Genomic DNA, 21,672 nt, shown 5'->3' with positions numbered 1-21,672 from the left:
CAGCCGCCGCCCCGCGGGGCGGAGTTTTTGGAGCTGCGCTCGCACCCGCAAAACCCCGCCGACGTCGACGGCCGGCCCGCCCCCCCCCCCCCCCCGGGGCGCCCCCCCCCCCGCTTCTCTCTCCTTGTCTCTCGTGCCGTCGCTCTCGGTCGGCCAGGCGGTGCTCGGGGATGAGTTCCGGGATGCCCGCTGCTTGCGCGTCAGCGGGAGCCCGGTGTCGTCACCGCGCGGCCCTCGGTCACCACCAGCACCAGCAGTGGCAGAGCAGGTCGTCGACAAGGCAAGCGACTCCGTGGAGCAGTCTCACGTCTTTCACCTCCGATCCGCTGAACCGAACGGCAAGACAGTAGCTCCACTCATCACCCTCTGTATCTAGACAACTACGTGTTGCCACACAACCTTGAGCATCTTTTAACTCTTCCGCAACGACTGCCACGGGATCCCGACTTGACAGTTCGCGGTTGGTTGCCTCCAGCCCCTGACAACGTTCGCCTCCGGGTTGGGAAAAAGTCTTCACATAGTCGCCGGAGAGTGCCAATGTTTGACCGGCACGCTGCTGGACCACTTCTGCTAGGAGCCCTGATGCGATCTCTCTCGCGGTTGACCACCGCCGGCGTCCTCGGCGCCGCGGCCCTCGCCCTGCTCACCGGATGCCTCGGCTCGTCCGACTCCGGCAGCGGCGACCAGGACGCGAACCGGAACGCCGACGCCAAGAAGGTCGAGCTGACCTTCGGTTCGAACTCGGTCAAGGGCGGTAAGAGCAGCGCCGGCGCGACCTTCGTCGAGGACGTGCTGATCCCGAAGTTCGTCGCCGACCAGAAGGGCAAGGGCGTCGACGTCACGGTCAAGTTCCAGGGCGACGGCTCCGACGACGAGGTCTACAAGCAGAAGCTGTCCCTCGACCTGTCGAACAAGTCCGGGCCGGACCTGTTCCAGATCGACGGCATCTGGGTCGGCGAGTTCGCCCAGGCCAACTACATCAAGCCGCTCAGTGACACGGTCGGCGACGGTGCTGGATCTGGGGCCAAGGTCGACGACTGGGACGGCTGGAAGCAGATCCCGGAGTCGGTCCAGGCGCTCGGCAGCTACAACGGCCAGCGGTATGGCGTACCCGGCGGCACCGACGGCCGCGTGCTGTACTTCAACAAGAAGCTGTTCCAGCAGGCCGGACTTCCCGCGGACTGGCAGCCGAAGTCCTGGGCCGACATCATCTCCGCAGGTCAGGCGCTGAAGAAGATCGCCGGCGTGACGCCGATCCAGATCAACGCCGGGACCGCGATGGGCGAGGCGACCACCATGCAGGGCGTGCTGCCGCTGCTGGTGGGCACCGGCGCGACCGTGAACTCCGACGGCAAGTGGCTGGGCAACAACGAGCAGCTGCGGCAGGTGCTCGACTTCTACCACCAGGTGTACTCGACGGGTCTCGGCGACCCGGTTCTGCAGCGCGAGGCGAAGGGCCGGGACAAGTCGTTCGCCGAGTTCGCCGCGAACAAGATCGGCATCCTGCTGGAGAGCGACTACTTCTGGCGCAGCGTCGTCGAGCCCAAGGAGGGCGTCGCGAAGATGGCCGACCGCGACACCGCGGTGGGCTGGGCGATGATCCCGGCGCGGCAGCCGGGCGCCGGCGTCAAGGGCCAGGATTTCGTCTCGATGTCCGGCGGCGGGGCGACCGTGATCAACCCGAACACCAAGTTCCCGCAGCAGGCCTGGGAGTTCCTGCAGTTCATGAACTCCGCCGAGATGGTGAAGGAGTCGCTGGCCGGCGCCGCCAAGATCACCCAGCGCTCGGACGTCAACAGCGAGGTGCTGAAGAGCGACCCGATGCTGAGCTTCGTCGCCGAGAAGGTGCTGCCGCTCACGCAGTACCGCCCGGGCCGGGCCGAGTACCCGAAGATCTCGGCGGCGCTGCAGCAGGCGACCGCGGACGTGGTCGGCGGTAAGAGCACCGACGCCGCCGCGGCGGCGTACGGGAAGGCCGTCGAGACGGCGGCCGGCGGCAAGGACAAGGTCAACAGCAACTGATGACTTCCGCTTCCGCACCTCCCGTGCCCGCCGAGCCGGTGCCGGGACGTGGATCGGGCCGTCGATCAGGCGGTGGCCGGGGACCCGCGCGCGACGTCGCGGGCCTCGGCGTCGGCCGGGCGCTCGGCTTCGTCGCGCCCGCGATGCTGCTGATCGGCGCGTTCCTGATCTTCCCCGCGCTCTGGACCATCTACATCGGCGTCACGAACTACCGGCTGACCGGCGTCGAGGCCGTGTCGCCGTCGATCGTGGGCTTGTCGAACTACACGAAGGCGTTGAACGACGCCCTGTTCCACAACGCGTTGTGGCTGACGCTGCTGTTCGTGCTCGGCTCCGCGATCATCGGGCAGAACGTGCTCGGCTTCACGCTCGCGTGGGTGATGCGCCGCACGCGTCCCGCCGTACGCCGGACCGTCGAGGCGTTCGTCCTGCTCGCGTGGATCCTGCCGTCGACCGTGGTCGCGTACCTGTGGGTCGCGTTCTACGACCGCGACGGCGGCACCTTGAACAGTCTGCTGGGCACGCCGGGGACCGCGTGGCTGATCGACTACCCGATGGCGTGCCTCGTGGTCTTCAACACGTGGCGCGGTACGGCGTTCTCGATGATGCTCTACTCGTCGGCGCTGCAGGCCGTGCCGCCGTCGCAGCTCGAGTCGGCGCGGATGGTCGGGGCGTCGGGCTGGCAGACGCTGCGGGATGTGGTCTTCCCGCACATCCGCGGGCACGTGCTGACCAACACGCTGCTGATCTCGCTGTGGACGGCGAACGACTTCTCGCCGTTCCTGCTCACCAAGGGCGGACCGAACCACGAGTCCGAGACGGTGCCGGTCTACATCTACAACGTGGCGTTGCAGGGCGGTGAGCTCGGGTACTCGTCGGCCATCTCGTTCCTGCTGCTGATCGCGAACCTGCTGGTCTCACTGGTCTATCTGCGGCTGTTGCGGAGGCGCTCGTGACGACGTCCTTTGTGCTGCGCCGGATCGGCTTCTACGTGCTGATCTGCGCGATCACGCTGTTCTTCGCCGTACCGATGCTGTGGATCGCGTCGGCGCCGTTCGACGCGTCGCCAGGTCTCGGCGTGCACTGGCCGGACTGGACGCTGGAGAACGTCCGGAAAACGCTGGACCACCCGTACGCGATGCACTCGATGGTCAACTCGTTGCTGATCTGCGTGACGACCGCCGTCGCGGTGACCGCGTTCGCGGCGCTGGCGTCGTACGCGCTGTCCCGGGTCCGCATCCCGGGACGCGACGCCCTGCTGTACGGGCTGCTGCTGCTGTCCTCGGTCGTCACCGGGACGGCGGCGATGGTGCCGATCTTCGTGATGATGTTCCAGCTCGGGCTGATCGACTCCCGCTTCGGCGTCGCGCTGGTGATGACCGGCGGGCTGTTGCCGGCGGCCATCTTCATCCTGAAGGACTTCGTCGACGCGGTGCCGAAGTCGTACGAGGAGTCGGCGCGGGTCTTCGGTGCGTCCACCGGCCAGATCCTGCGCGACGTGGTCCTGCCGGTCGCCCGCCCCGGGCTGGCGACCATCATGGTCTGGGCGTTCGTCAACTCGTGGGGCAACTTTCTGGTGCCCTTCCTGCTCATCCGGTCGATCGACAAGCAGCCCGGTGCGGTGCTGATGCAGACCCTCACCGACGAAGGCGGCAGCGTGAACCTGCAGGTGCTGCCGGTCTTCTCGCTGCTGTTCTCGATCCCGGTCGTCGTGCTGTACCTGCTGGTGAACTCGCGTTATGGGTTCCGTTTCCACGGAGGGATCAAGAGCTGATGGCGGGCATCGACATCGAAGGCCTCGCAACCGTCTACCCGAACGGCGTCCGCGCCGTCGACGGGCTGGACCTGCACGTGGCCGACGGCGAGTTCTTCGCCCTCCTCGGCCCGTCCGGTTGCGGCAAGACCACGCTGCTGCGGACGATCGCCGGCCTGGAGAACGCGACCGAGGGGACGGTGCGGATCGACGCGGCGGATGTGACTCGCGTGGAGCCCGGCAAGCGCGGCGTGGCGATGGTGTTCCAGGACTACGCGCTCTTCCCGCACATGAGCGTGTCCGAGAACATCACCTATCCCTTGAAGGTCCGCCGGGTCGCCGCGGCTACTCGCGCGGATGTCGCGTCGCGTACCGCGGGCGAGTTGTCGCTGGACGGGCTCCTCGAGCGCAAACCCGGGCAACTGTCCGGCGGTCAGCAGCAGCGCGTCGCGCTGGCCCGCGCGATCGCGTCCGAAGGCAAAGTCCTGCTGCTCGACGAACCGCTGTCGAACCTCGACGCGCGGCTCCGGCTCGAGGCGCGGACGTTCCTGAAGAAGCTCCAGCGCGACCTCGGCATCACCACGGTCTTCGTCACCCACGACCAGGCCGAAGCGTTGGCGCTCGCCGACCGCATCGCCGTCATGGAGTCGGGCAAGCTCCGGCAGCTCGGATCGCCTCGTGAGGTCTTCGCCCGTCCCGCCAACACCTTCGTGGCGAACTTCATCGGGTCGACGCCGATGAACCTGCTCCCGGGCAAGGTGCTCGGCGATGGCACCGTGTCGGTGGCCGGCGGATCGTTGCCTGCGGCCACCTCATCCACCCCGACGGATGCCGAGGTCACGGTCGGCATCCGGCCCGAGTACCTGACGCTGTCCACCGGCGACGTCAGCGGGCCCGCACTGCGCGGCGAGGTCGTCGTCGCCGAGAACCTCGGCACCCAGTCACTCGTCACCGTCGACTGTGCCGGCACCCTCATCGGCGTGACGGTCCCCGAGGAGACCGAGCCGGCACCCGGCGCGCCCGTCACGCTGACCGCGCCGGCATCTCGTGTCCTGCTCTACATCCAGGACACCGGCGAACTCCTGGCCGCCGAGCCGGCCTCCGTCGTCTGATGCTGCCGCACAGCTCGTTCGAGAGCAGGGAGATCGCCTGATGGCCGTCACGTCGTACCGCCGGCGATGGACACTCGACGACCGCGCCGAGTCGGTGTGGCATTCACTGCCCGTCGACATCCCGGCCGACTGCCCCGGCCTGCTCGTCACGCTCACCATCCCGCCGGTCGAGGGCGCCGTCATCGACATCGGCTGCGAGGGCGCGGCCGGCTGGCGCGGCTGGTCCGGCGGTGCCCGCACCACCTTCGCGATCACACCGTCGGCCGCCACGCCCGGCTACGTGCCCGGCGAGCTCGAAGCAGGCACCTGGTGGGTCGTCCTCGGCCTCCACCGAGTACCGGTCGAAGGCGTCGAACTCCTCGTCGAGGCAGTCACCGGCCCAGTCGACACCATCCCCGGCCTCACCGAGTACGCCGAGGCCTCGGCCGCGATCGCCGTACCACCGCGACCACCTCGCCGTACGCTGCCCGCCTCGTCCGGCCTGAAATGGATCGCCGGCGACTTCCACGCGCACTCCCTGCACTCCGACGGCTCGACACCGATCGCCAACCTCGCCGCGCTCGGTGTGTCGGCCGGACTCGACGTACTCGCCGTCACCGACCACAACACCGTCGCCCACCACCCCGAACTCCCGTCGCTCAGCAAGCGCTTCGGCATCGGCCTCATCCCCGGCCAAGAAGTCACCACCGACACCGGCCACGCGAACGCGTTCGGCGAGATCGGCCCGATCGACTTCCGCCGGCCGGCCGCCACCTGGGTCTCGGAAGTCGCCCGGCGCGGCGGTCTCCTCTCCATCAACCACCCGCTCGGCGGCGACTGCTCGTGGCGCCACCCGCTCCCCGAACACCCGCCACTCGCCGAGATCTGGCACTCGTCCTGGCTCGACCAGACCTGGGGCGGCCCCGTCGCCTGGTGGCAGGCGTGGGGCCTCGAGAACACCACCCCCATCGGCGGCAGCGACTGGCACAACCCCACGTCCCTCATGCCCCCCGGCTCCCCCACCACCTGGATCGCCGTAGACGCCAACGCCGAAGGCCCCGCCGAACTCCCCACCGCCACCCTGCAAGCCCTAGCCGCCGGCCGCACCGCGCTCTCCTGGTCCTACACCGCCCCCGTCCTGATCCGAGCCGACGACGAACTCATCGCCCTGGACGCCCCCAACACCCTCGTCATCTCCCCCGACGGCACCCGCCACCCCGTCCCCACCCCCAAAACCCACCTCCCCGCCGCCCCCGGCCCCCACCTCCTCATAACCCACACCGGCCAACTCCTCTCGGCCTGCGCCTAACTCTCCATCCCCCAGCACAGGCGCCCGAGCATGCGGCCCGGCGCACACGGTGGCACGACATCGCGGCCCCAACGGCCAGACACCGCCAGCCCCACGACGCACCCGCAGCCCGCCAGAGATGAACCGCTGCACCGGCCGGCACCCGCAGCTCAGGCAGGCCGCCGCAGGCAAGCGGCACAAGCAGCTCAGGCGGCGCGACACACGCAGCTCGGGCAGAGCGACAGACGCGAGCCGACACAACCGGCCCCGCACACGCCCACCCGCAAAGACCCAGCACAGGGCCGACCAACCACGCAGGTCTGGCAGAGCAGCCCGGCACATGCGCCCAAACCAGCAAGTCGGCGCAGCCCAGCCGGCGCGCAGGTAGGACGGCTACGGGCACGACAAGGCAAGCCCGCACCCGCAGGACCGCGCCGACACGTGCACCCAATCCAGGCGGACCGGCGCAGCCCGGCCAGCACACGTACGACGGCGGAAGTACGACGGCGCAGGTACGACGAGGCAAGCCCACACCCCGAGGGCCGCGCCGGCGCATGTACCCAATCCAGGCGGGTCGCACGGTCAGGCCAGGGCGGGTACGACGGCACAGGCACGACCGCACCGGCACCACCGCATGCGCAGGCCCGCGCACGCGGTGCGGCACACGCGGTGCGGGAGGCGAGCAGCCGAGGGCGGCCGGTGTATGCGGCGGCGGTGATGTCAGGTCGGCGACGGGATTAGTGCTTGCGTGACGCAGTGGTCGACCTGACCAATCCAGCCCGGCGAGGCCGCACAGGTGAATTCAACTTCTGCTACAGCAGCTCAACCTGGGTCTGTTCGTGCGCAGGCCGGTTTGGCACGGCGAGGTCGTGGCTTGTGCCGCGCCAGATTGTTGCCGCACGCATGAATGCCGGCGGCGTACGAGCGGTTCCAGCCAGCTACTCGGGTAGCGCGTCCAGCTGATCGAGGAGCCAGCGCGGACCGGTGGTGGTCGCGCCGGTGGGTTCGACACGTTGCCGGAGCTCGCGGTCCGCAGTGACGACGGTGACCGCCGGGTGATGCGCCTGCCCGACGACCTCCGCGGTAACGCTCACGATCGTGTCGTCCCCGGACCCCGAAGCAAGCACGACCCGAACCCGCCCCGTATCCGGCGCACCGTCCCCAGACACCGCCCGGCAAGCAGCACCCTCCAACACCACAACCACGTCGGTGTCCGGCAACTCCTCCTGCAAGGCAGCGAGCCGCGTCAACAACCGCCGAGCTGCGCCGACCCGATCCCGCCACCATCCGTCCGGCCGCGACCCAACCACGTTCGCAGCATCGACCACGACAACTCGGCTCCGACCGTCATCCACCACCCCAGTCTGCCCGTCCCCGCAGACCATCGACGATCAACTAGTCGAGAAGCCAGCCGTTTCGTTCCGCGATCTCGACCGCGTCGGATCGAGTGTGCGCACCGGTCTTGCCGATCGCCGACCACAGTCGAGTACGGACGACACGCTCGGACACGTCGAGCTTCTGTGCCATCAGCGCGACCGATCCGCCGTCCCGCGCCGCGCGAAGAGTGTCTGTCTCGTCAGCGTTGAGCGGAGTTTCGGAGTACCGGAGGTTGTCGGCCGCGAGGTTCGCGTCGACCACCCGGAGGCCCAGGTGCACCCGCCGTACCGCATCTGCCAACTGCGGTACCGGACTGCCCTTCAACGCGAATCCTTTCGCACCGGCATCCAGCCCGCGGCGCATGTGCACCGGCCGCCCGTACGTCGTGAGCATGACGACCCGGCACTCCGGCATCGACGTACGCAACTTGGTGGTCACAGTGATGCTGTCGTTGCCCGGACCGGCCGCGTCGAGCAGCGCGACGTTCGCCCGATGCCGTTTGGCGGCACCCACGACGTCGTCAGATCGGTTGAGCTCGGCAACGATCTTCAGATCGCGCTCACGCTCCAGACCGCTGCGAAGCAAACCTCGGCTGAGGATCTGGTCGTCAACCAGCAGCAGCCGAATCGGGTCGGGCAAACGAGCCTCCGAGGTAGCATCCGGACGCCGGGGAAGTACGTCCGGGAACATGAGCAGTACTCGGTTCCCGATCATGGAGCGCCGGTCCGTACGTCGTCCACATCAACGCGGCATCTCTACCAGATTGCGACCAGATCGCGATCACCGGAGGACCGGCCGCACGACGAGTGGTTGACGAGGCGACATCAGACCGGGCCGGCTCGCGCGGCCGCGCTCAGAGTTGGACGTGCTATTCGGAGGTCCAACCGCAGCGATACCTCAACAGTCACCGCGTCGGACGAGACCAGGCACGCGGTCAGCTGCACCTTGTTGAGCGCGGCTGTCCGCTCTGCGGTCGCGCAAGGTGTTGCAGGCGGTCTGGTGCCTGTGGGTTTCTGCTCGCCCAGATCGGCGTGACCAGTCGCATCGACGGGGTCGGAAACATCGAGAGAATCGGCGGCGCTCAACGCGGTCATGTCGGCCGCCGCGGTGAGTTTGTGGCGGGCGGTGGAGATGGCCGTCCAGAGGACCGCCGCGGCGAGCACTGTGCAGAGGAGTACGACTGCGAACAGGGTGTGAAGCGTGGCGCTGCCTCGTTCGGAGCGGGTCATGGCGTCTCCGGCTCCGCTTGCAGGATGGCAGTCGCTGTGAGGCTCGCGGGAGAGAAGACACCGAGCAACGGCGGGGCATGCGCGGGCACGGCAGTGACTACCACTTTGATGTCTGATGCCTCGCGGGTGATGACGATCGTGCCTGTCGGAACGGTACGGCGTCCGATCGCCTTCGCCTGATCGAGCGACTCGCCACGGGCGACCGCCCGCGCCGCGTCGCGGGCAGCATCGATGCATCTGATGTTCAGCACGACCAGTCCGATGGACCAGATCCCCAACAACAGAACCGAAACCAACACCGGCAACACCAAGGCCATCTCGGCCGTCACCGCTCCCCGCTCACCCCGCCGCCGCAATCCGCCAGGCCTCACCTCACTCATTGGACGAGCCCTAGACCCGCCAACCGCCGCGCGCTCCCCGCCTCCGCTCCCGTCAATGCCGTCACCACCGTCGCCACAGCCACCGCGCTGAGCAGGCGTGGGCCCGTCAACGCGGTCGACGGTGTAGCTAAACCAAGTGACGCGATCGAACACGACCACCCGCCTGACCCGGTCAACGCATCTACCAACGCCGGCCCGGTCGGCCCCATCGGCACGGCTGGCACGGTCGGCACGGTCCGCGCAGCTGGCACGGTCAGCGCAGCCTGCACGATCGGCCCGGTCGGCCCGGTCGGCTCGGCCTGCGCGGTCGGCACCGTCGGCACCATCGGCACACTCGGCGCGGGTTGCGCCGGTGACGCGGGTGGCACGATCGGCGCAGCCGGAATATTCGGCACAGCTAGAGCGGGCAACGCGGCAGACACGATCGGCCCCGCCGGCGCGATAGGCCAAGCTGGCACCGTCGGCCCGGATGGCCCGGGTGGCACCGTCGGCACGTCTTGCGGGTGCGCGGGTGGCGCGGTCGGCGCGGTCGGGGTAGGCGGCATCGGATTTGGCTGCGGCTGGGGCGGAAGAGTCTGGGTGGTGGGGCATGAGACTCCTTGGGGTGGCGGCCGGTCGAGGAGGGGGCATCGACCGGCCGCCGGATAGAGGGTGGAACGCGTTGGTGAGATTGCTTGCTAGGGCCGGGCGATTGACCGTCTTGCGAGCTCGCTGTTGAGCGCGCGTTGCCGAGCTCGGGCTAGGAAGGTCCTGCTCGGTGGGTGATTGAACGTCTGGCGGGCGGGTTGGCTCGGGTGGGTCAGATGTGTACGCCTTCTACGCCGGCGATCTTTAGGCCGTAGTTGATGATGGCTTTGAGGGCGCCTTGCATCGCTGGGGATCTGAGAAGGGCGACCAGTACGCCGCCGAGGCCGCAGGCGGCGACGATGGCTACGGCGTACTCGGCTGTGATGGCCCCGCGTTCTGTGTGGGGTCGGAGATGGTGGATGGGATTGCCGTGGAGGCGTCGGATCGACTTGGCGGGGAGTCGGCAGACCTCTTCGCGAGAGGTGCCTTCGCGGCGGGTGCGGCTGCGGGCGTGATCACCGACCCAGACGGGGGCGCTCTCCGGCGCATTGAGCTCGAGCTCCGGATCAGCTTTTAGGGCTTGGGGAGCCGTGGGGTGGGGGCGGTTGCTGGTGGCTGCTGGTGCCTTGGGCATTTGGGCCTCCTGCGAGAGCGGGCGTGGGGATGGTGCGTGGGGTCGTTGGTAAAGGTGCCGTTGTTGGATGTCCTTTTTTCACGGGAGTTTTGGGTTGTGGATACGAGGTGAGTGGTGTGGTCAGGGGTGGAGGAGGTAGGGGATGAGGGCGTCGGCGATTGTGGGGACGATGGAGAGGAGGACGAAGGCGGGGAGGAAGCACAGGCCAAGGGGCAGCGTGGCGCGGGATTCTGCGGCTCGGGCTTGTTGGTCGGCGAGGTGGTGATGGGCGCGGCGGGTTTCGTCCGCTAGGTGGTCGAGGGTTTTGGAGAGTGGGGCACCGGAGCGGAGTGAGCGGGAGATGGCTCGGGCCATCGGGGCGCAGGATGGTTCGGCTCGTAGGTGGGACCAGGCGGTGGTTGGGTCGGCGCCCAATGCCAGGTGGTGGGCGATCTTCGTGAAGACGTCGGCCAGGGGGCCGGGTAGGGCTTCGGCTACGAGGGCGAGGGCTTGTTGGGGTGGGCGGCCGGCTCGGAGGCAGGCGGTCAGGAGGTCGATCGCGAGGGGGAGGTCCTGGGCTATGCGGGCGTTGCGTTGTCTGGTGGTGGCTGGTTCGAGGCGGGACAGGGCTCGGGGGATGGCGTAGTACGCGATTGCGCTTGGGATTAGGCCCCACGGGAGGCCGAGGATGGTGAGCGCGGCTAAGGCCGCGCCGGCTGCGGCCAGGCGGTGGGATCGCGGGGGTTGGGGGCGGGATCGGGGGCGGGGTGGGGTTAGGCGGCGGAGGTTGGGGTGGGGCGGGGTCAGGAGATAGATGCTTATGGCAACGGCCGTTGCGGCGGCCAGGATGTGGGGCATGCGAGGTCTCGAGGGAGCGGGAGTGAGTTGGGCAGGGAGTGCTTGGGTGAGGTGAATGTTGGAGGGGCGGACACAGGCGAGGTGCAGTGCGGTTGCTGCTGGCGCGGGCCAGGCCCGGCGGGAAGGACGCGGGTCGGGCCCGGCGGAATGGGCCCGGGTCAGCCCTGACGGGAGTCGCGCAGGTCAGGCTCGGCGGGATTGGGCAGGCAGGTGGGTGGTGGGGGTGCAGGTCAGGGGTGGGGGGTGGAGATTCGGGTGGTCCAGTGGAGGCCGGTGGTGGTTAGGGCGAGGCCTGTTAGTAGGCAGAGCCAGCCTGGTGGGGTGGTGGTTAGGAAGGTGAGGGGGTCGGCGCCCAGGAGGTAGCCGATGGATATGCCGAATGCCGGGAGCATGGCGAGGATTCGGGCGGTGGAGCGGGCGCCGGCGAGGCTGGATTGGGTTTGGCGGTGGATGGATTCGTCGGCGCGGAGGGAGTCGGCCAGTCGTTCGGTGAGGGTGGCGAAGGCGGCGCCGGATTGTTCGGTGACGCGCCAGGCTGCGGCTAGGGCTCGGAGGCTGGAGGCGCCGGGGGTGGTGGCTGCTCGGGTGAGGGCGGTGGGGACGTCGGCGCCGAGTTTGGCTGCGGCGTGGGCGAATTCGAAGTCTGGGCTGATGGAGGCGGCGCCTTCCAGGGCTGCTATGGGTGGGCGGCCGGCTGTTAGGTCGGCGGCGAGTACGTCGAGGGCTTCGATGATGGTGGTGCGGCGGGTTGCGATGAGTTTCTGCTGTTGATGGTGAGCGCGTTGGTTGGCTATCAAGGCCAGGATGACGGCGATCGCGAGGGCTGAGACGAGGGCTTGGGGGCCGAAGAGGGCGGTGGCCAGGGCGGTTGGTGGGGCGAGGAGCCAGGCTCGGGGCAGGCCGGATCGGAGGTGGCGGCTCGGCGGGCGGAGGGCGGTCGGTTCGAGGCTGGTCGGTTGGATGCCTGGCAATTGAGCGTGGGGCGATTGGGGGTGGGGGTTCGCTTGGGTGGGTGGTCGCCGGGTGGGTGGGGTGGTGCGGGTTGTCAGACGGTGGAGGCCTGGTCGGCGGGGTGGCAGAGCGAGGGCGCAGGTTAGGAGAGCCAGGAGGGCGGCGACGAGAGCTGGGGTCATGCGGCACCGGCAGCGGGCGTGGGAACGGAGCCGGAGGCGGGCATTTGGACCGAGACGGGTGCGGGCGTGGGGAACGGGCTGGGTGCGGGAGCGGGAACGGCATCGGCGGCAAGTGTGGGAGCGAAGCCGGGTGCGGGCGTGAGAGGCGAGCAGGCCGCAGGCGTGGGAGCGGAGCCGGGTGCGGGGGTGAGAGGCGAGTCGGAGGCAGGCGTGAAACCCGAGCCGGCGGCAGGCGTGGGAGCGGAGCCGGCGACATACCCGGAGCCGGAGCCAGAGGTGGGTGTGGGAACGGGAGCGGGAAGGGCGCCCGTGGCGGGCGTGGGAGCGGTGTCGGCGGCGGGCATGCGGGCTGCACCGGGTGCGGGCGTGAGAGCTGCACCGGGCGTCAGAGCTGTGCCGGGTGTCAGAGCTGTGCCGTTGGCAGGCGTGACGGGAGAGGCGGTGGTAGGAGTGGGCGCCGGGCTGGGGGTAGGCGTGAGTGCCGAGCGGGTGGCGGGTGTGGGGGGAGGCGTGAGTGCCGAGTGGGTGGCGGGTGTGGGAGCGGGGGGTGGGGTTTTTGGGGGTTTGGGGGTGAAGCGGTGGGATGGGGGGTGAAGGGTGAGGGTGTTGTTGGGGTGGAAGGTGACCGCGGGGTGGGTGGTTAAGGGGGCGTTGGGGGGTTTGGTGAGGGTGTGGATCTCGGTGATTCGGCGGTGGCCGTTGGGGGATCGGGTTAGGTGGATTACTGCGTGTAGGGCTGAGGCTGCTTGGCTGTGGATGGCGGAGGGGGTTAGGCCTGCTAGGGCGCCTAGGGCTTCCAGGCGGGCGGGGACGTCGGCGGCGGAGTTGGCGTGGATGGTGCCGCAGCCGCCTTCGTGGCCGGTGTTGAGGGCGGTCAGGAGGTCTACTACTTCGGGGCCTCGGACCTCGCCGACGACCAGGCGGTCGGGGCGCATGCGGAGGGCTTGGCGGACCAGGTCGCGGAGGGAGATCTCGCCGGTGCCTTCGATGTTGGGCGGGCGGGCTTCCAGGCGAACCACGTGCGGGTGGTCGGGGCGGAGTTCGTTGGCGTCCTCGACCAGGACGAGGCGCTCAGCGGGATTCGCCAAGGACAGCAGGGAATTGAGCAATGTGGTCTTGCCGGTGCCGGTGCCGCCGCTGATGAGGAAGGCCAGGCGGGAGTCGAGCAGGTCCTGGAGGATTGCGGCGCCTGCTTGCGGGAGGGCGCCCGCCGCCACCAGGTCGTCGAGGGTGAAGACCTTGCGTGACGGGACGCGGAGGGACAGGCACGTGCCTGGCGCGGCGACCGGGGCGAGGACGGCGTGGAAGCGGGTGCCGTCGGCGAGGCGCACATCGACGTACGGCGTGGAGTCGTCGAGGCGGCGGCCGGCCGCGGCGGCGAGGCGGGTGGCGAGGCGGCGGATGGCCGGCTCGTCGCCGGTGCGGATCGCGACGAACTCGAGTCCGCGGCCGCGGTCGATGTAGACCTCGTCCGGGCCGTTGACGAGGATGTCGGTCACGCCGGGCTCGGCGAGCAGGCTGTCGAGTGGTCCGGCGCCGAGGGCCTCACGGCGGAGGGCGGTAACGACCGCGAGGACCATGGAGTCGCCGCAGACGGTGCCGTCGGCGCGGAGGGCTGCCGCGACGTGAACGGGCGTCGGCTCCGCGCCGGTGAGTGCGAGAGTGCCGCGGACGCGGTCGAGTAGGTCTGCCGGCACAACCGTCGTGGTCATGTGGGCACCTGCCTGGTCAGGACGGACGGATCAGGTGGAGTGAACAGGTCCAGCAGAGTGTCGGCGGCGCGAGTGAGCGGGCTTCGAGCGTGGAGCGGAAAGTGACCGTCGTCCATCGCGGCGGGGAGGTTGCGGTCGACTCCGAGCTTGGTTGCCAAGGGCAACTCGAGGTGAGCCGCGACATCGGCGGCGGATGGACCGGGGCGGGAGTCGCGCGCGACCACGCGGAGGTCGCCGGCGACGGCCCGGAGCGGACCCGCGAGACGCTTGGCGGCGGCGACCGAGCGGACGTCGCAAGGAACGACGAGCAGGGTGGCGGTGGAGCGGACGAAGCCTTCCTCGACGGCCGGATCCGCGCGGCGGGGCAGGTCGAGGACGACCAGATCGGTGCTGCGCTGGGCGGCGCCGATGACCGAGCTCATCGTGTCCGGGGGCAGGACGGTGACGTCGGACCGGTCCCAGGACAGGACCGACAGGCCGTCGACCGAAGGGAGTGCGGAGCGGAGCGCGGCCGCACTGATCCGGCCCGCTGCGTTCAGCAGTTTGGGCCAGCGGTCCCCCGGGTCGCGCTCGATACCGAGGGCGAGCTCGATCCCGCCGCCGAGCGGATCGCCGTCGATCAGCATCGTCCGGAGCCCGCGTCGGTTGCCGAGGACGGCGACCGCGGCAGCGAGCGTGGTCGAACCCGCTCCCCCGCAGCCGCCGACGAACGCCAGGGTGACAGCGGCGCGAGTGCCACCGTCCAAGGTGTCGGACAGCTTGCCGGCCAGCAGCGGCTCGTCGTCGGGCAATCGGCAGACCGCATCGGCGCCGACGTCGAACGCGCACCGGTAGAGGTCGTCGCCGTCCGCGGTCGAGCCGACCACTACGACCCCGGGCCGGTGCGCGGGCTGGACGCGGGCCAGCGGCTCGGCGAGGTCGCGGCCGACGACGACCAGGGAGCAGGTGTGCCAGCTGCGTCGCAGGCCGGGCAGGTGCGCCTCGACCAAGGGTGTGACGGATGCGGCCGCAGCCAGCCGGAGCAGGTCGTCGAGCAGGGTCTCGTTGGTGGTTGCCATCAGCACCGATGGGGGTGGTGAGTTCGTGTCCATACCTAGAACATGCCGTTGTCGGGCGGCTTCCGGGAACGGCACCGGATCCCTGTGGACAAAGGGTTGTCGGGTTTCCGTCAGCAGCGGGAACCCGCCACGACGAGCCCGCGACCAACCCGCCGGGAACGGTTACGGTTCCTTTCGAAGCGTCTTTAACTAAATTTCACCGGACCGCTTCCGTCCCATCGCTCCGGAGGAACCTGATGAGTCGATTACGCACGCTCGCCGCCACGGCCGCCGTCGCGGCCACCGCCCTGATCACCGCCGCCGGCGTCTCGCTCGCGAGTCCGGACGCCACGACGGCCGACGCAGCCACCGCGGCGCCACAGGCGACCAGCGGCGGCGTCAAGACGGCGTACTTCACCCAGTGGGGGATCTACGCCAACGGCTTCTACCCGAAGAACATGGTCACCACCGGGGTCGGCGCGAAGCTCGACTTCCTGAACTACGCGTTCGCCAACATCGACCCGGTCAACCACACCTGCTTCATGGCCAACAAGGCCGCGTCGCAGGACGAGAACAACCCGAACGCCGGTGACGGCGCGGGTGACGCGTTCGCCGACTACGGCAAGTCGTACGGCGCGGACATCAGCGTCGACGGCGTCGGTGACGTGTGGAACCAGCCGATCCAGGGCAACTTCAACCAGCTCAAGAAGCTCAAGGCGAAGTACCCGAACCTGAAGATCCTGATCTCGATCGGCGGCTGGACGTACTCGAAGTACTTCTCCGACGCGGCCTCCACCGACACCAAGCGCAAGGCTTTCGTCAGCTCCTGCGTGAACATGTTCCTCAAGGGCGACCTGCCGGTCATCGACGGCTTCGGCGGTCCCGGTTCGGCGGCCGGCATCTTCGACGGCGTCGACATCGACTGGGAGTACCCGGGCTCGCCGAACGGTCACGTCGGCAACCACTACAGCCCGGCCGACAAGCAGAACTTCACGCTGTTGCTGGCCGAGTTCCGCGCGCAACTCGACGCGTACGGCGGCCAGACCGGGAAGCGGTACTACCTGACCGCCGCAACGCCGGCCGGCCAGGACAAGATCGCCACGATCGAGACGAACAAGATCGGGCAGTACCTCGACTACAACAACGTGATGACGTACGACATGCACGGCGGCTGGGAGGCCACCGGGCCGACGAACTTCCAGGACCCGCTGTACACGGCGCCGAACGATCCGAGCAACCCGATCCCGCCGGGGCAGGGCAAGTACTCGATCGACTCCGCGGTGAAGGCCTGGACCACCGGCGACGCGGCGTACGGCATCCCGGGCGGGTTCCCGGCGAACAAGCTCAGCATCGGATATCCCTTCTACTACAGGGGATGGAAGGGTGTCCCGGCCACCGCGAACGGCAAGTACCAGACCGCGACCGGACCGGCCGACGGGCACGCGCTGAGCGGCAACGTGCCGGGCGTCTCGTTCTACAAGGAGCTCACCGGCTTCGTCGACAACCCCTCGGCGACGTACTTCGACGACACCACCAAGTCGTCGTGGTTCTACAGCAACGGCACGTTCTGGTCCGGTGACAACGCCCAGTCGATCAAGGCCAAGGCCGACTACCAGCACTGCAACGGACTGGCCGGCGCAATGATGTATTCGCTCGAGGCACTCGACCCGAACGTCACCCTCTTCAACAACGTGGTCGACGCGGTCAACGCCGACACCGCGGGCTGCTCCGGCGGACCTACGCCGACGCCCACGCCGACACCCACGCCCACCCCGACACCGACCCCGACACCCACGCCCACCCCGACTCCCACCCCGACTCCCACGCCCCCGACGGCTACGCCGTGGGCGCCCAACACGGCGTACGCGACCGGTGCGCTCGTGACGTACGCCGGTGTCACCTACAAGTGCATCCAGGGCCACACGTCCCTGACCGGCTGGGAGCCGCCGAACGTCCCCGCACTCTGGGGACGGGTCTGATCACGTACCGCCCACTGATCGGAGCATCATGAAACGCATCTCTCTGGCGATCGCGGCCATCACCGCGGTAGTCATCGCTCTGCTGACCGCACAGGCAGCCAACGCGGCAGGTGTCACTGCCACCTTCACCAAAGTCTCCGACTGGGGCACTGGCTTCGAAGGCAAGGTGACCATCACCAACGGCACCACGAGCTCTCTGAGCACCTGGTCGGTCGCACTGGACTTCCCGTCCGGCTACACGGTCAGTTCCACCTGGGACGCCAACCACACCAGCAGCGGCCAGACACACACGTTCACCCCGCCCAGCTGGGCCGGACCGCTCGCCCCAGGCGCAACTGCAAGCTTCGGCTTCAACGGCAGCCCGGGCAACTTTCCCGGCCTCGCCGCCTGCCGGCTGAACGGCGGCTCGTGCTCGGGTGGTGGTGGCGGCACGGTCCCGGCCGCACCCACAGGTCTCTCCGGTACGTCGACAGCGTCGTCGGTGAGCCTCACGTGGTCAGCCGCGTCGGGCGCGACCAGCTACAACGTCTACCGCAACGGTACGAAGGTCGGCAGCCCGACCGGTACGTCGTACACGGACTCGGGACTGACCGCGAACACGACGTACAGCTACCAGGTCAGCGCGTCGAACAGCGCCGGTGAAGGACCGAAGAGCGGCACCATCTCGGTCAAGACCGGCACCGGCGGCGGAAACACCGGAACCAAGCAGGCCGCGCCGTACCTGTACATGGGCTGGGGCGATCCGCCGAACCCGGCGACGGTGATGAACGCGACCGGCATCAAGTGGTTCACGATGGCGTTCATCCTGTCGTCCGGCGGCTGCAACCCGGCCTGGGACGGCAGCCGCCCGCTGCAGGGCAGCGCCGACGCCAACGCGATCGCCCAGATCCGCGCCGCCGGCGGCGACATCGTGCCGTCGATCGGCGGCTGGAGCGGGAACAAGCTCGGCCCGAACTGCAGCACGCCCGAGGCGCTGGCCGGCGCGTACCAGCAGGTCATCAACGCGTACGGCCTGAAGACGATCGACGTCGACATCGAGAACTCCGACGAGTTCGAGAGCGAGGTCGTCCAGGACCGCATCCTGAACGCGCTGAAGATCGTCAAGCAGAACAACCCCGGCATCACGACGATCCTGACCTTCGGTACGTCGACGACCGGCCCGAACTACTGGGGCAACCGCCTCATCGAGCGGTCTGCGGCGCTCGGCGCGAACATCGACATCTTCACGCTGATGCCGTTCGACTTCGGCAGCTCGAACATCTACAACGACACGGTCGGCGCGTCCCAGGGGCTGAACAACAAGCTGAAGTCCGTCTTCGGCTGGACCACGGCGCAGGCCTACGCGCACCAGGGCATCTCCGGCATGAACGGTCTGTCCGACCAGCAGGAGATGACCACCACCGCGACCTGGCAGAACATCACCAACTGGGCGAAGAGCAACGGGCTCAGCCGGCTGGCGTTCTGGTCGGTCAACCGCGACCGCGGCTGCGCCGGTGGCGGCGTGGTGTCCAACTGCAGCGGTATCGCCCAGGGCGACTGGGACTTCACCCGCATCACCGCGGGCTTCTGAAAGACAGGTCGAGCTGAGTGCGGCCGGCAGGCCGCACTCAGCCGGCCTTGATCGCCTCGATGATCAGGCCGTTGCGGGCGTTCTGCCCGAGGGGGACCGACGGGTGCAGACCGTCGCGGAGCAGCCGGGCGAGCCGGTTCGGGCTGGAGGCCAGGTGCTCGGCCCAGTGCACGATCCGCAGGTTGTCGTAGCGCCGCTGCGCGTCGGCGAGCTGCAGGTTGATCCAGGCGCTGTTGCGCTGGTCGGCGACCTTCACGTCCGGACCGTGCGCGGTACGAGCCGCCTGCACGTTGACCCAGTAGACGATCCGCTCGTCGCCGACGATGCTCATGGTCCGGTCGACCTGCGCCTCGACGGCCGGCGGCGTGAAGATGTCGTTGGACCCGACTGACATCAGGATCCGGTGCGGCAGGCCGTACTCCTGCGCCCAGGTGTCCAGCGCGTCGACGGCCGGCGTCACCGGGCGGCCGGCCCAGTTGTGGACGGCGATGGTGATGCCGAGCTGGTTCAGCTGCCGGGCGAGCGCCGGGCCGTCCTGCACGCCGATGCTGTCGCCGAACATGAAGACGCCGTCGGTCTCCCGAGTGCGGCGGATCTGTCCTTCGTTCGAGATCGCGCGCGCCTGGCGCTCCCAGGCGCCGAGCACGCCGGAGCCGTAGGCGCCGAGTGAGAGCAGTCCGGCGGTGGCTGCCGCCGGGGAGCCCGGAGTGGCCTCGGCCGTGCCGGCGGCAACCGTCGACGCAGCCGCCGCGGTCCCGGCCGCGAACAGCAGCCGGCGACTCGGCCGGAACGAACCCAGACGCTTCCTCACGCACGTAAGGGTGCGGGGGAAAGCCCTCTCTCTGCAAGTCGACAGCGAGAAAATGGAACGAAGGCTACGGAAGTCACAGTCAACTCGTCGTCACCGGACGGGACCGTACGAACGCCCGGAATCGCTCCGCCGCAGGCGTCAACGGCGCACTCAGCCGCCACGACATCCCGATCTCCCGTCGCGACCGTACGCCGGCCAGCGGCACGGACACCGCCCCGCTGTCGTTCCCGCGCACCGCGCCGGCCGGCAGGATCGCCACACCGAGCCCGGCACCGACCAGACTGTCGATCGTCGCGAGGTCGGTCGCCTCGAACGCCAACTGCGGGCTGAACCCCGCCTCACGACACAGCCGGTCGGTCACCCGCCGGAAACCGAAGCCCGGCTGCAGCCCGACGAACGCCTCGTCCCGCGCCGCCTCCAGCTCCACCCGGTGCCGGGACGCCAGCGCATGCCCGGGCGGTACGTGCAGACAGAGCCGCTGCCGCTCGAGGAGATGCCACCCGAAGCGTGACGGGTCCGGCCGCGGCGCGACGATCGCGATCTCCGCCTCCCCCGTCTCCAGGTCCTGGACGATGTCGTGCGCGGGCTCCTGCCGCAACTGGAACTCGACGCGTGGCGCCACTGCCCGGAAGGCCTTCAGCAGGTCAGGCATCAAGCTGGTCGCGACCGAGTGCAGAAACGCCAGCCGCACGGTGCCGGACTCCGGATCGAGCAGAGCGTCGATCTGTCGCTTCGCCGTGTCGACCGCTGTGACTCCGGCCCGCGCGGCATCGAGCACGAGGCGGCCGTAGGGATTGAGCCGTACGCCGCGACGCTCCCGCTCGAACAGCGGTACGCCGAACGCGCGCTCGACCCGTTGCAGCGACCGGGACAGGTTCGGCTGACTGGTGCCCAGCGCGGCGGCCGCCTCGGTCAGATGCTCGGTCTCCGCGAGTACGGCGAACCAGCGCAGATCCTCGACATGCATACTGAAATCGTATCGATTGCTGCTGAGATCGACATTTTACGTATCGGAAATCCCGTGCGACCGTCGAAGACATGCACCAGTCCGTCGCCCACCAGACCGGGTACCTGCCCGGCGACCCGGAGTACCGCAAGCTCTCCGTCGCACTGTTCGCGGCCGGTCTGGCGACGTTCGCACTGCTCTACAGCACGCAACCGCTGCTGCCGGAGCTCGTCGACGCCTTCCACGTCTCCCCCAGCCAGAGCGCCTTCAGCGTCTCGTTCGCGACGTTCGGTCTGGGGCTCGCGTTGCTGATCGCCGGTCCGGCATCCGAGGTCCTCGGCCGGACCAACCTGATGCGCTGGTCGGTCGCCGCGACGTCGGTCTTCGCGCTGCTCAGCGCATTCGCGCCGACCTGGCACCTGTTGCTGACCTTGCGGGGTCTGCAGGGAATCGCGATGGCCGGCCTTCCAGCCGTCGCCATGGCGTATCTGCGGGAGGAGGTGCACCAAGACAGCCACGCACGCGCCAGTGGCCTCTACATCGCCGGTACGGCCGTCGGCGGTATGGCGGGACGACTCATCGCCGGCGGGTTGTCCGACCTCGGCGGATGGCGCTTCGCGACCGGCGGGATCGCCCTGGTCGGCATACTGTGCGCCGCTGTTGTCTGGCTGCTCCTGCCGGCGTCACGGAACTTCCACCCGACCGCCGCGCGACCACATGACCTCTTCCGCGTACTGCGGGACCCGGCGTTGCTGGCGCTCTACGGGATCGCTGCGACGGCGGTGGGCGCATTCGTCGCTGTCTACAACGGAGCTGTCTTCCGCCTGTCCGGCTCGCCGTACGAGCTGAGCGCCGGCGCGGCCGGGCTGGTGTTCTGTGTCTATCTGCTCGGCTCAGCCGGGTCAGCCATGGCCGGAACGCTGGCGGATCGCTACGGCAGGCGCAAGGTGGTGCCGGTCGGGTGTCTGATCACTCTGGCCGGCGTGGCGATCACCCTGGCCGCGCCGCTACCGCTCATCATCCTGGGACTGGCTGTGATGACTGCGGGCTTCTTCGCGGTGCACGGCGTGGCCAGTGGCTGGGTCCCGGCGAGGGCGCACGCGAGCGGAGTCGGAACGGGGCAGGCGTCGAGCATGTACCTCTTCGCGTTCTACCTGGGGTCCTCGGTCTTCGGCGGCCTGGCCGGTACGGCGTGGAGCCACGCCGAGTGGACCGGAGTCGCCGGGGAGGCCGGGGCGCTGTTCCTCGTCACGTTGATCCTCGCCGTCCTGCTGCGGAACGTTCCCAGCCGGGTGCAAAACTGATC

Annotated in this window: 19 protein-coding genes; 8 read left to right on the top strand and 11 right to left on the bottom strand. The window is 69.1% G+C overall.

Annotated elements, in window-relative coordinates:
- The first annotated feature begins 582 nt into the window (after positions 1 to 582).
- The 5 genes from ACWEOO_RS28335 to ACWEOO_RS28315 are packed head-to-tail and all read left to right on the top strand — an operon-like array spanning position 583 to position 6,175.
- Positions 583 to 2,022: an extracellular solute-binding protein gene (locus tag ACWEOO_RS28335; RefSeq protein ID WP_452145610.1), complete on the top strand. Its 1,440-nt coding sequence runs from the start codon at positions 583 to 585 to the stop codon at positions 2,020 to 2,022.
- A complete protein-coding gene (locus tag ACWEOO_RS28330; protein WP_359936870.1) occupies positions 2,022 to 2,978 on the top strand; it encodes a carbohydrate ABC transporter permease in 957 nt (318 codons plus the stop codon). The genes ACWEOO_RS28335 and ACWEOO_RS28330 overlap by 1 nt, the downstream gene beginning before the upstream one ends.
- Complete coding sequence (locus tag ACWEOO_RS28325; RefSeq protein WP_355474981.1) at positions 2,975 to 3,796, top strand: carbohydrate ABC transporter permease; 822 nt, start codon at positions 2,975 to 2,977, stop codon at positions 3,794 to 3,796. Before ACWEOO_RS28330 ends, ACWEOO_RS28325 begins: the two co-directional genes overlap by 4 nt.
- Positions 3,796 to 4,887, top strand: a complete 1,092-nt coding sequence (locus tag ACWEOO_RS28320) for an ABC transporter ATP-binding protein (protein ID WP_452145609.1) — start codon at positions 3,796 to 3,798, stop codon at positions 4,885 to 4,887. Before ACWEOO_RS28325 ends, ACWEOO_RS28320 begins: the two co-directional genes overlap by 1 nt.
- Before the next feature lie 40 nt (positions 4,888 to 4,927).
- Positions 4,928 to 6,175 carry a CehA/McbA family metallohydrolase gene (locus ACWEOO_RS28315; protein ID WP_452145608.1) on the top strand — a complete coding sequence of 416 codons (1,248 nt, stop codon included), beginning with the start codon at positions 4,928 to 4,930 and terminating at the stop codon, positions 6,173 to 6,175.
- 917 nt (positions 6,176 to 7,092) lie between these two features.
- Here the strand turns inward: ACWEOO_RS28315 and ACWEOO_RS28310 are convergent.
- From ACWEOO_RS28310 to ssd, 9 genes are all read right to left on the bottom strand, one after another.
- Positions 7,093 to 7,539, bottom strand: coding sequence for an NYN domain-containing protein (locus tag ACWEOO_RS28310; RefSeq protein ID WP_452145607.1), 447 nt, complete (start codon positions 7,537 to 7,539; stop codon positions 7,093 to 7,095).
- Between the two features lie 10 nt (positions 7,540 to 7,549).
- Positions 7,550 to 8,170, bottom strand: a complete 621-nt coding sequence (locus ACWEOO_RS28305; RefSeq protein ID WP_359941054.1) for a response regulator transcription factor — start codon at positions 8,168 to 8,170, stop codon at positions 7,550 to 7,552.
- Between the two features lie 185 nt (positions 8,171 to 8,355).
- A complete protein-coding gene (locus tag ACWEOO_RS28300; RefSeq protein WP_452145606.1) occupies positions 8,356 to 8,760 on the bottom strand; it encodes a flp pilus-assembly TadE/G-like family protein in 405 nt (134 codons plus the stop codon).
- Positions 8,757 to 9,089: a TadE family type IV pilus minor pilin gene (locus ACWEOO_RS28295; RefSeq protein WP_452145605.1), complete on the bottom strand. Its 333-nt coding sequence runs from the start codon at positions 9,087 to 9,089 to the stop codon at positions 8,757 to 8,759. Before ACWEOO_RS28295 ends, ACWEOO_RS28300 begins: the two co-directional genes overlap by 4 nt.
- Before the next feature lie 850 nt (positions 9,090 to 9,939).
- Positions 9,940 to 10,341, bottom strand: coding sequence for a DUF4244 domain-containing protein (locus tag ACWEOO_RS28290; RefSeq protein WP_452145604.1), 402 nt, complete (start codon positions 10,339 to 10,341; stop codon positions 9,940 to 9,942).
- A gap of 120 nt (positions 10,342 to 10,461) precedes the next feature.
- Positions 10,462 to 11,178: a type II secretion system F family protein gene (locus tag ACWEOO_RS28285; protein ID WP_452145603.1), complete on the bottom strand. Its 717-nt coding sequence runs from the start codon at positions 11,176 to 11,178 to the stop codon at positions 10,462 to 10,464.
- Between the two features lie 230 nt (positions 11,179 to 11,408).
- Positions 11,409 to 12,149, bottom strand: coding sequence for a type II secretion system F family protein (locus ACWEOO_RS28280; RefSeq protein ID WP_452145602.1), 741 nt, complete (start codon positions 12,147 to 12,149; stop codon positions 11,409 to 11,411).
- A 158-nt stretch (positions 12,150 to 12,307) separates the two neighbouring features.
- The gene (locus ACWEOO_RS28275; RefSeq protein WP_452145601.1) at positions 12,308 to 14,023 is read right to left on the bottom strand and encodes a TadA family conjugal transfer-associated ATPase; all 1,716 of its coding nucleotides are present in this window, start codon (positions 14,021 to 14,023) and stop codon (positions 12,308 to 12,310) included.
- Complete coding sequence (ssd, locus tag ACWEOO_RS28270) at positions 14,020 to 15,114, bottom strand: septum site-determining protein Ssd (RefSeq protein ID WP_452145600.1); 1,095 nt, start codon at positions 15,112 to 15,114, stop codon at positions 14,020 to 14,022. The genes ACWEOO_RS28275 and ssd overlap by 4 nt, the downstream gene beginning before the upstream one ends.
- 203 nt (positions 15,115 to 15,317) lie before the next feature.
- Here ssd and ACWEOO_RS28265 point away from each other — a divergent pair, with 203 nt between their 5' ends.
- Complete coding sequence (locus ACWEOO_RS28265) at positions 15,318 to 17,039, top strand: glycosyl hydrolase family 18 protein (RefSeq protein WP_452145599.1); 1,722 nt, start codon at positions 15,318 to 15,320, stop codon at positions 17,037 to 17,039.
- A 28-nt stretch (positions 17,040 to 17,067) separates the two neighbouring features.
- Positions 17,068 to 18,609 carry a cellulose binding domain-containing protein gene (locus ACWEOO_RS28260; protein ID WP_452145598.1) on the top strand — a complete coding sequence of 514 codons (1,542 nt, stop codon included), beginning with the start codon at positions 17,068 to 17,070 and terminating at the stop codon, positions 18,607 to 18,609.
- A gap of 37 nt (positions 18,610 to 18,646) precedes the next feature.
- On the opposite strand, the gene ACWEOO_RS28255 is transcribed toward ACWEOO_RS28260, so the two are convergent.
- The gene (locus ACWEOO_RS28255; RefSeq protein ID WP_359941079.1) at positions 18,647 to 19,420 is read right to left on the bottom strand and encodes an SGNH/GDSL hydrolase family protein; all 774 of its coding nucleotides are present in this window, start codon (positions 19,418 to 19,420) and stop codon (positions 18,647 to 18,649) included.
- Positions 19,421 to 19,499: 79 nt separating this feature from the next.
- The gene (locus ACWEOO_RS28250; protein WP_452145597.1) at positions 19,500 to 20,387 is read right to left on the bottom strand and encodes a LysR family transcriptional regulator; all 888 of its coding nucleotides are present in this window, start codon (positions 20,385 to 20,387) and stop codon (positions 19,500 to 19,502) included.
- A gap of 71 nt (positions 20,388 to 20,458) precedes the next feature.
- Here ACWEOO_RS28250 and ACWEOO_RS28245 point away from each other — a divergent pair, with 71 nt between their 5' ends.
- Positions 20,459 to 21,670 (top strand): MFS transporter, encoded by a 1,212-nt coding sequence (locus ACWEOO_RS28245; RefSeq protein WP_452145596.1) that lies wholly within the window; start codon positions 20,459 to 20,461, stop codon positions 21,668 to 21,670.
- Positions 21,671 to 21,672 lie beyond the last annotated feature (2 nt).

It is taken from the genome of Kribbella sp. NPDC004138 (genome assembly GCF_053603655.1).
The sequence above is the reverse complement of the archived record's forward strand: the minus strand, read 5'-3'. Positions and strand labels throughout refer to the sequence as shown.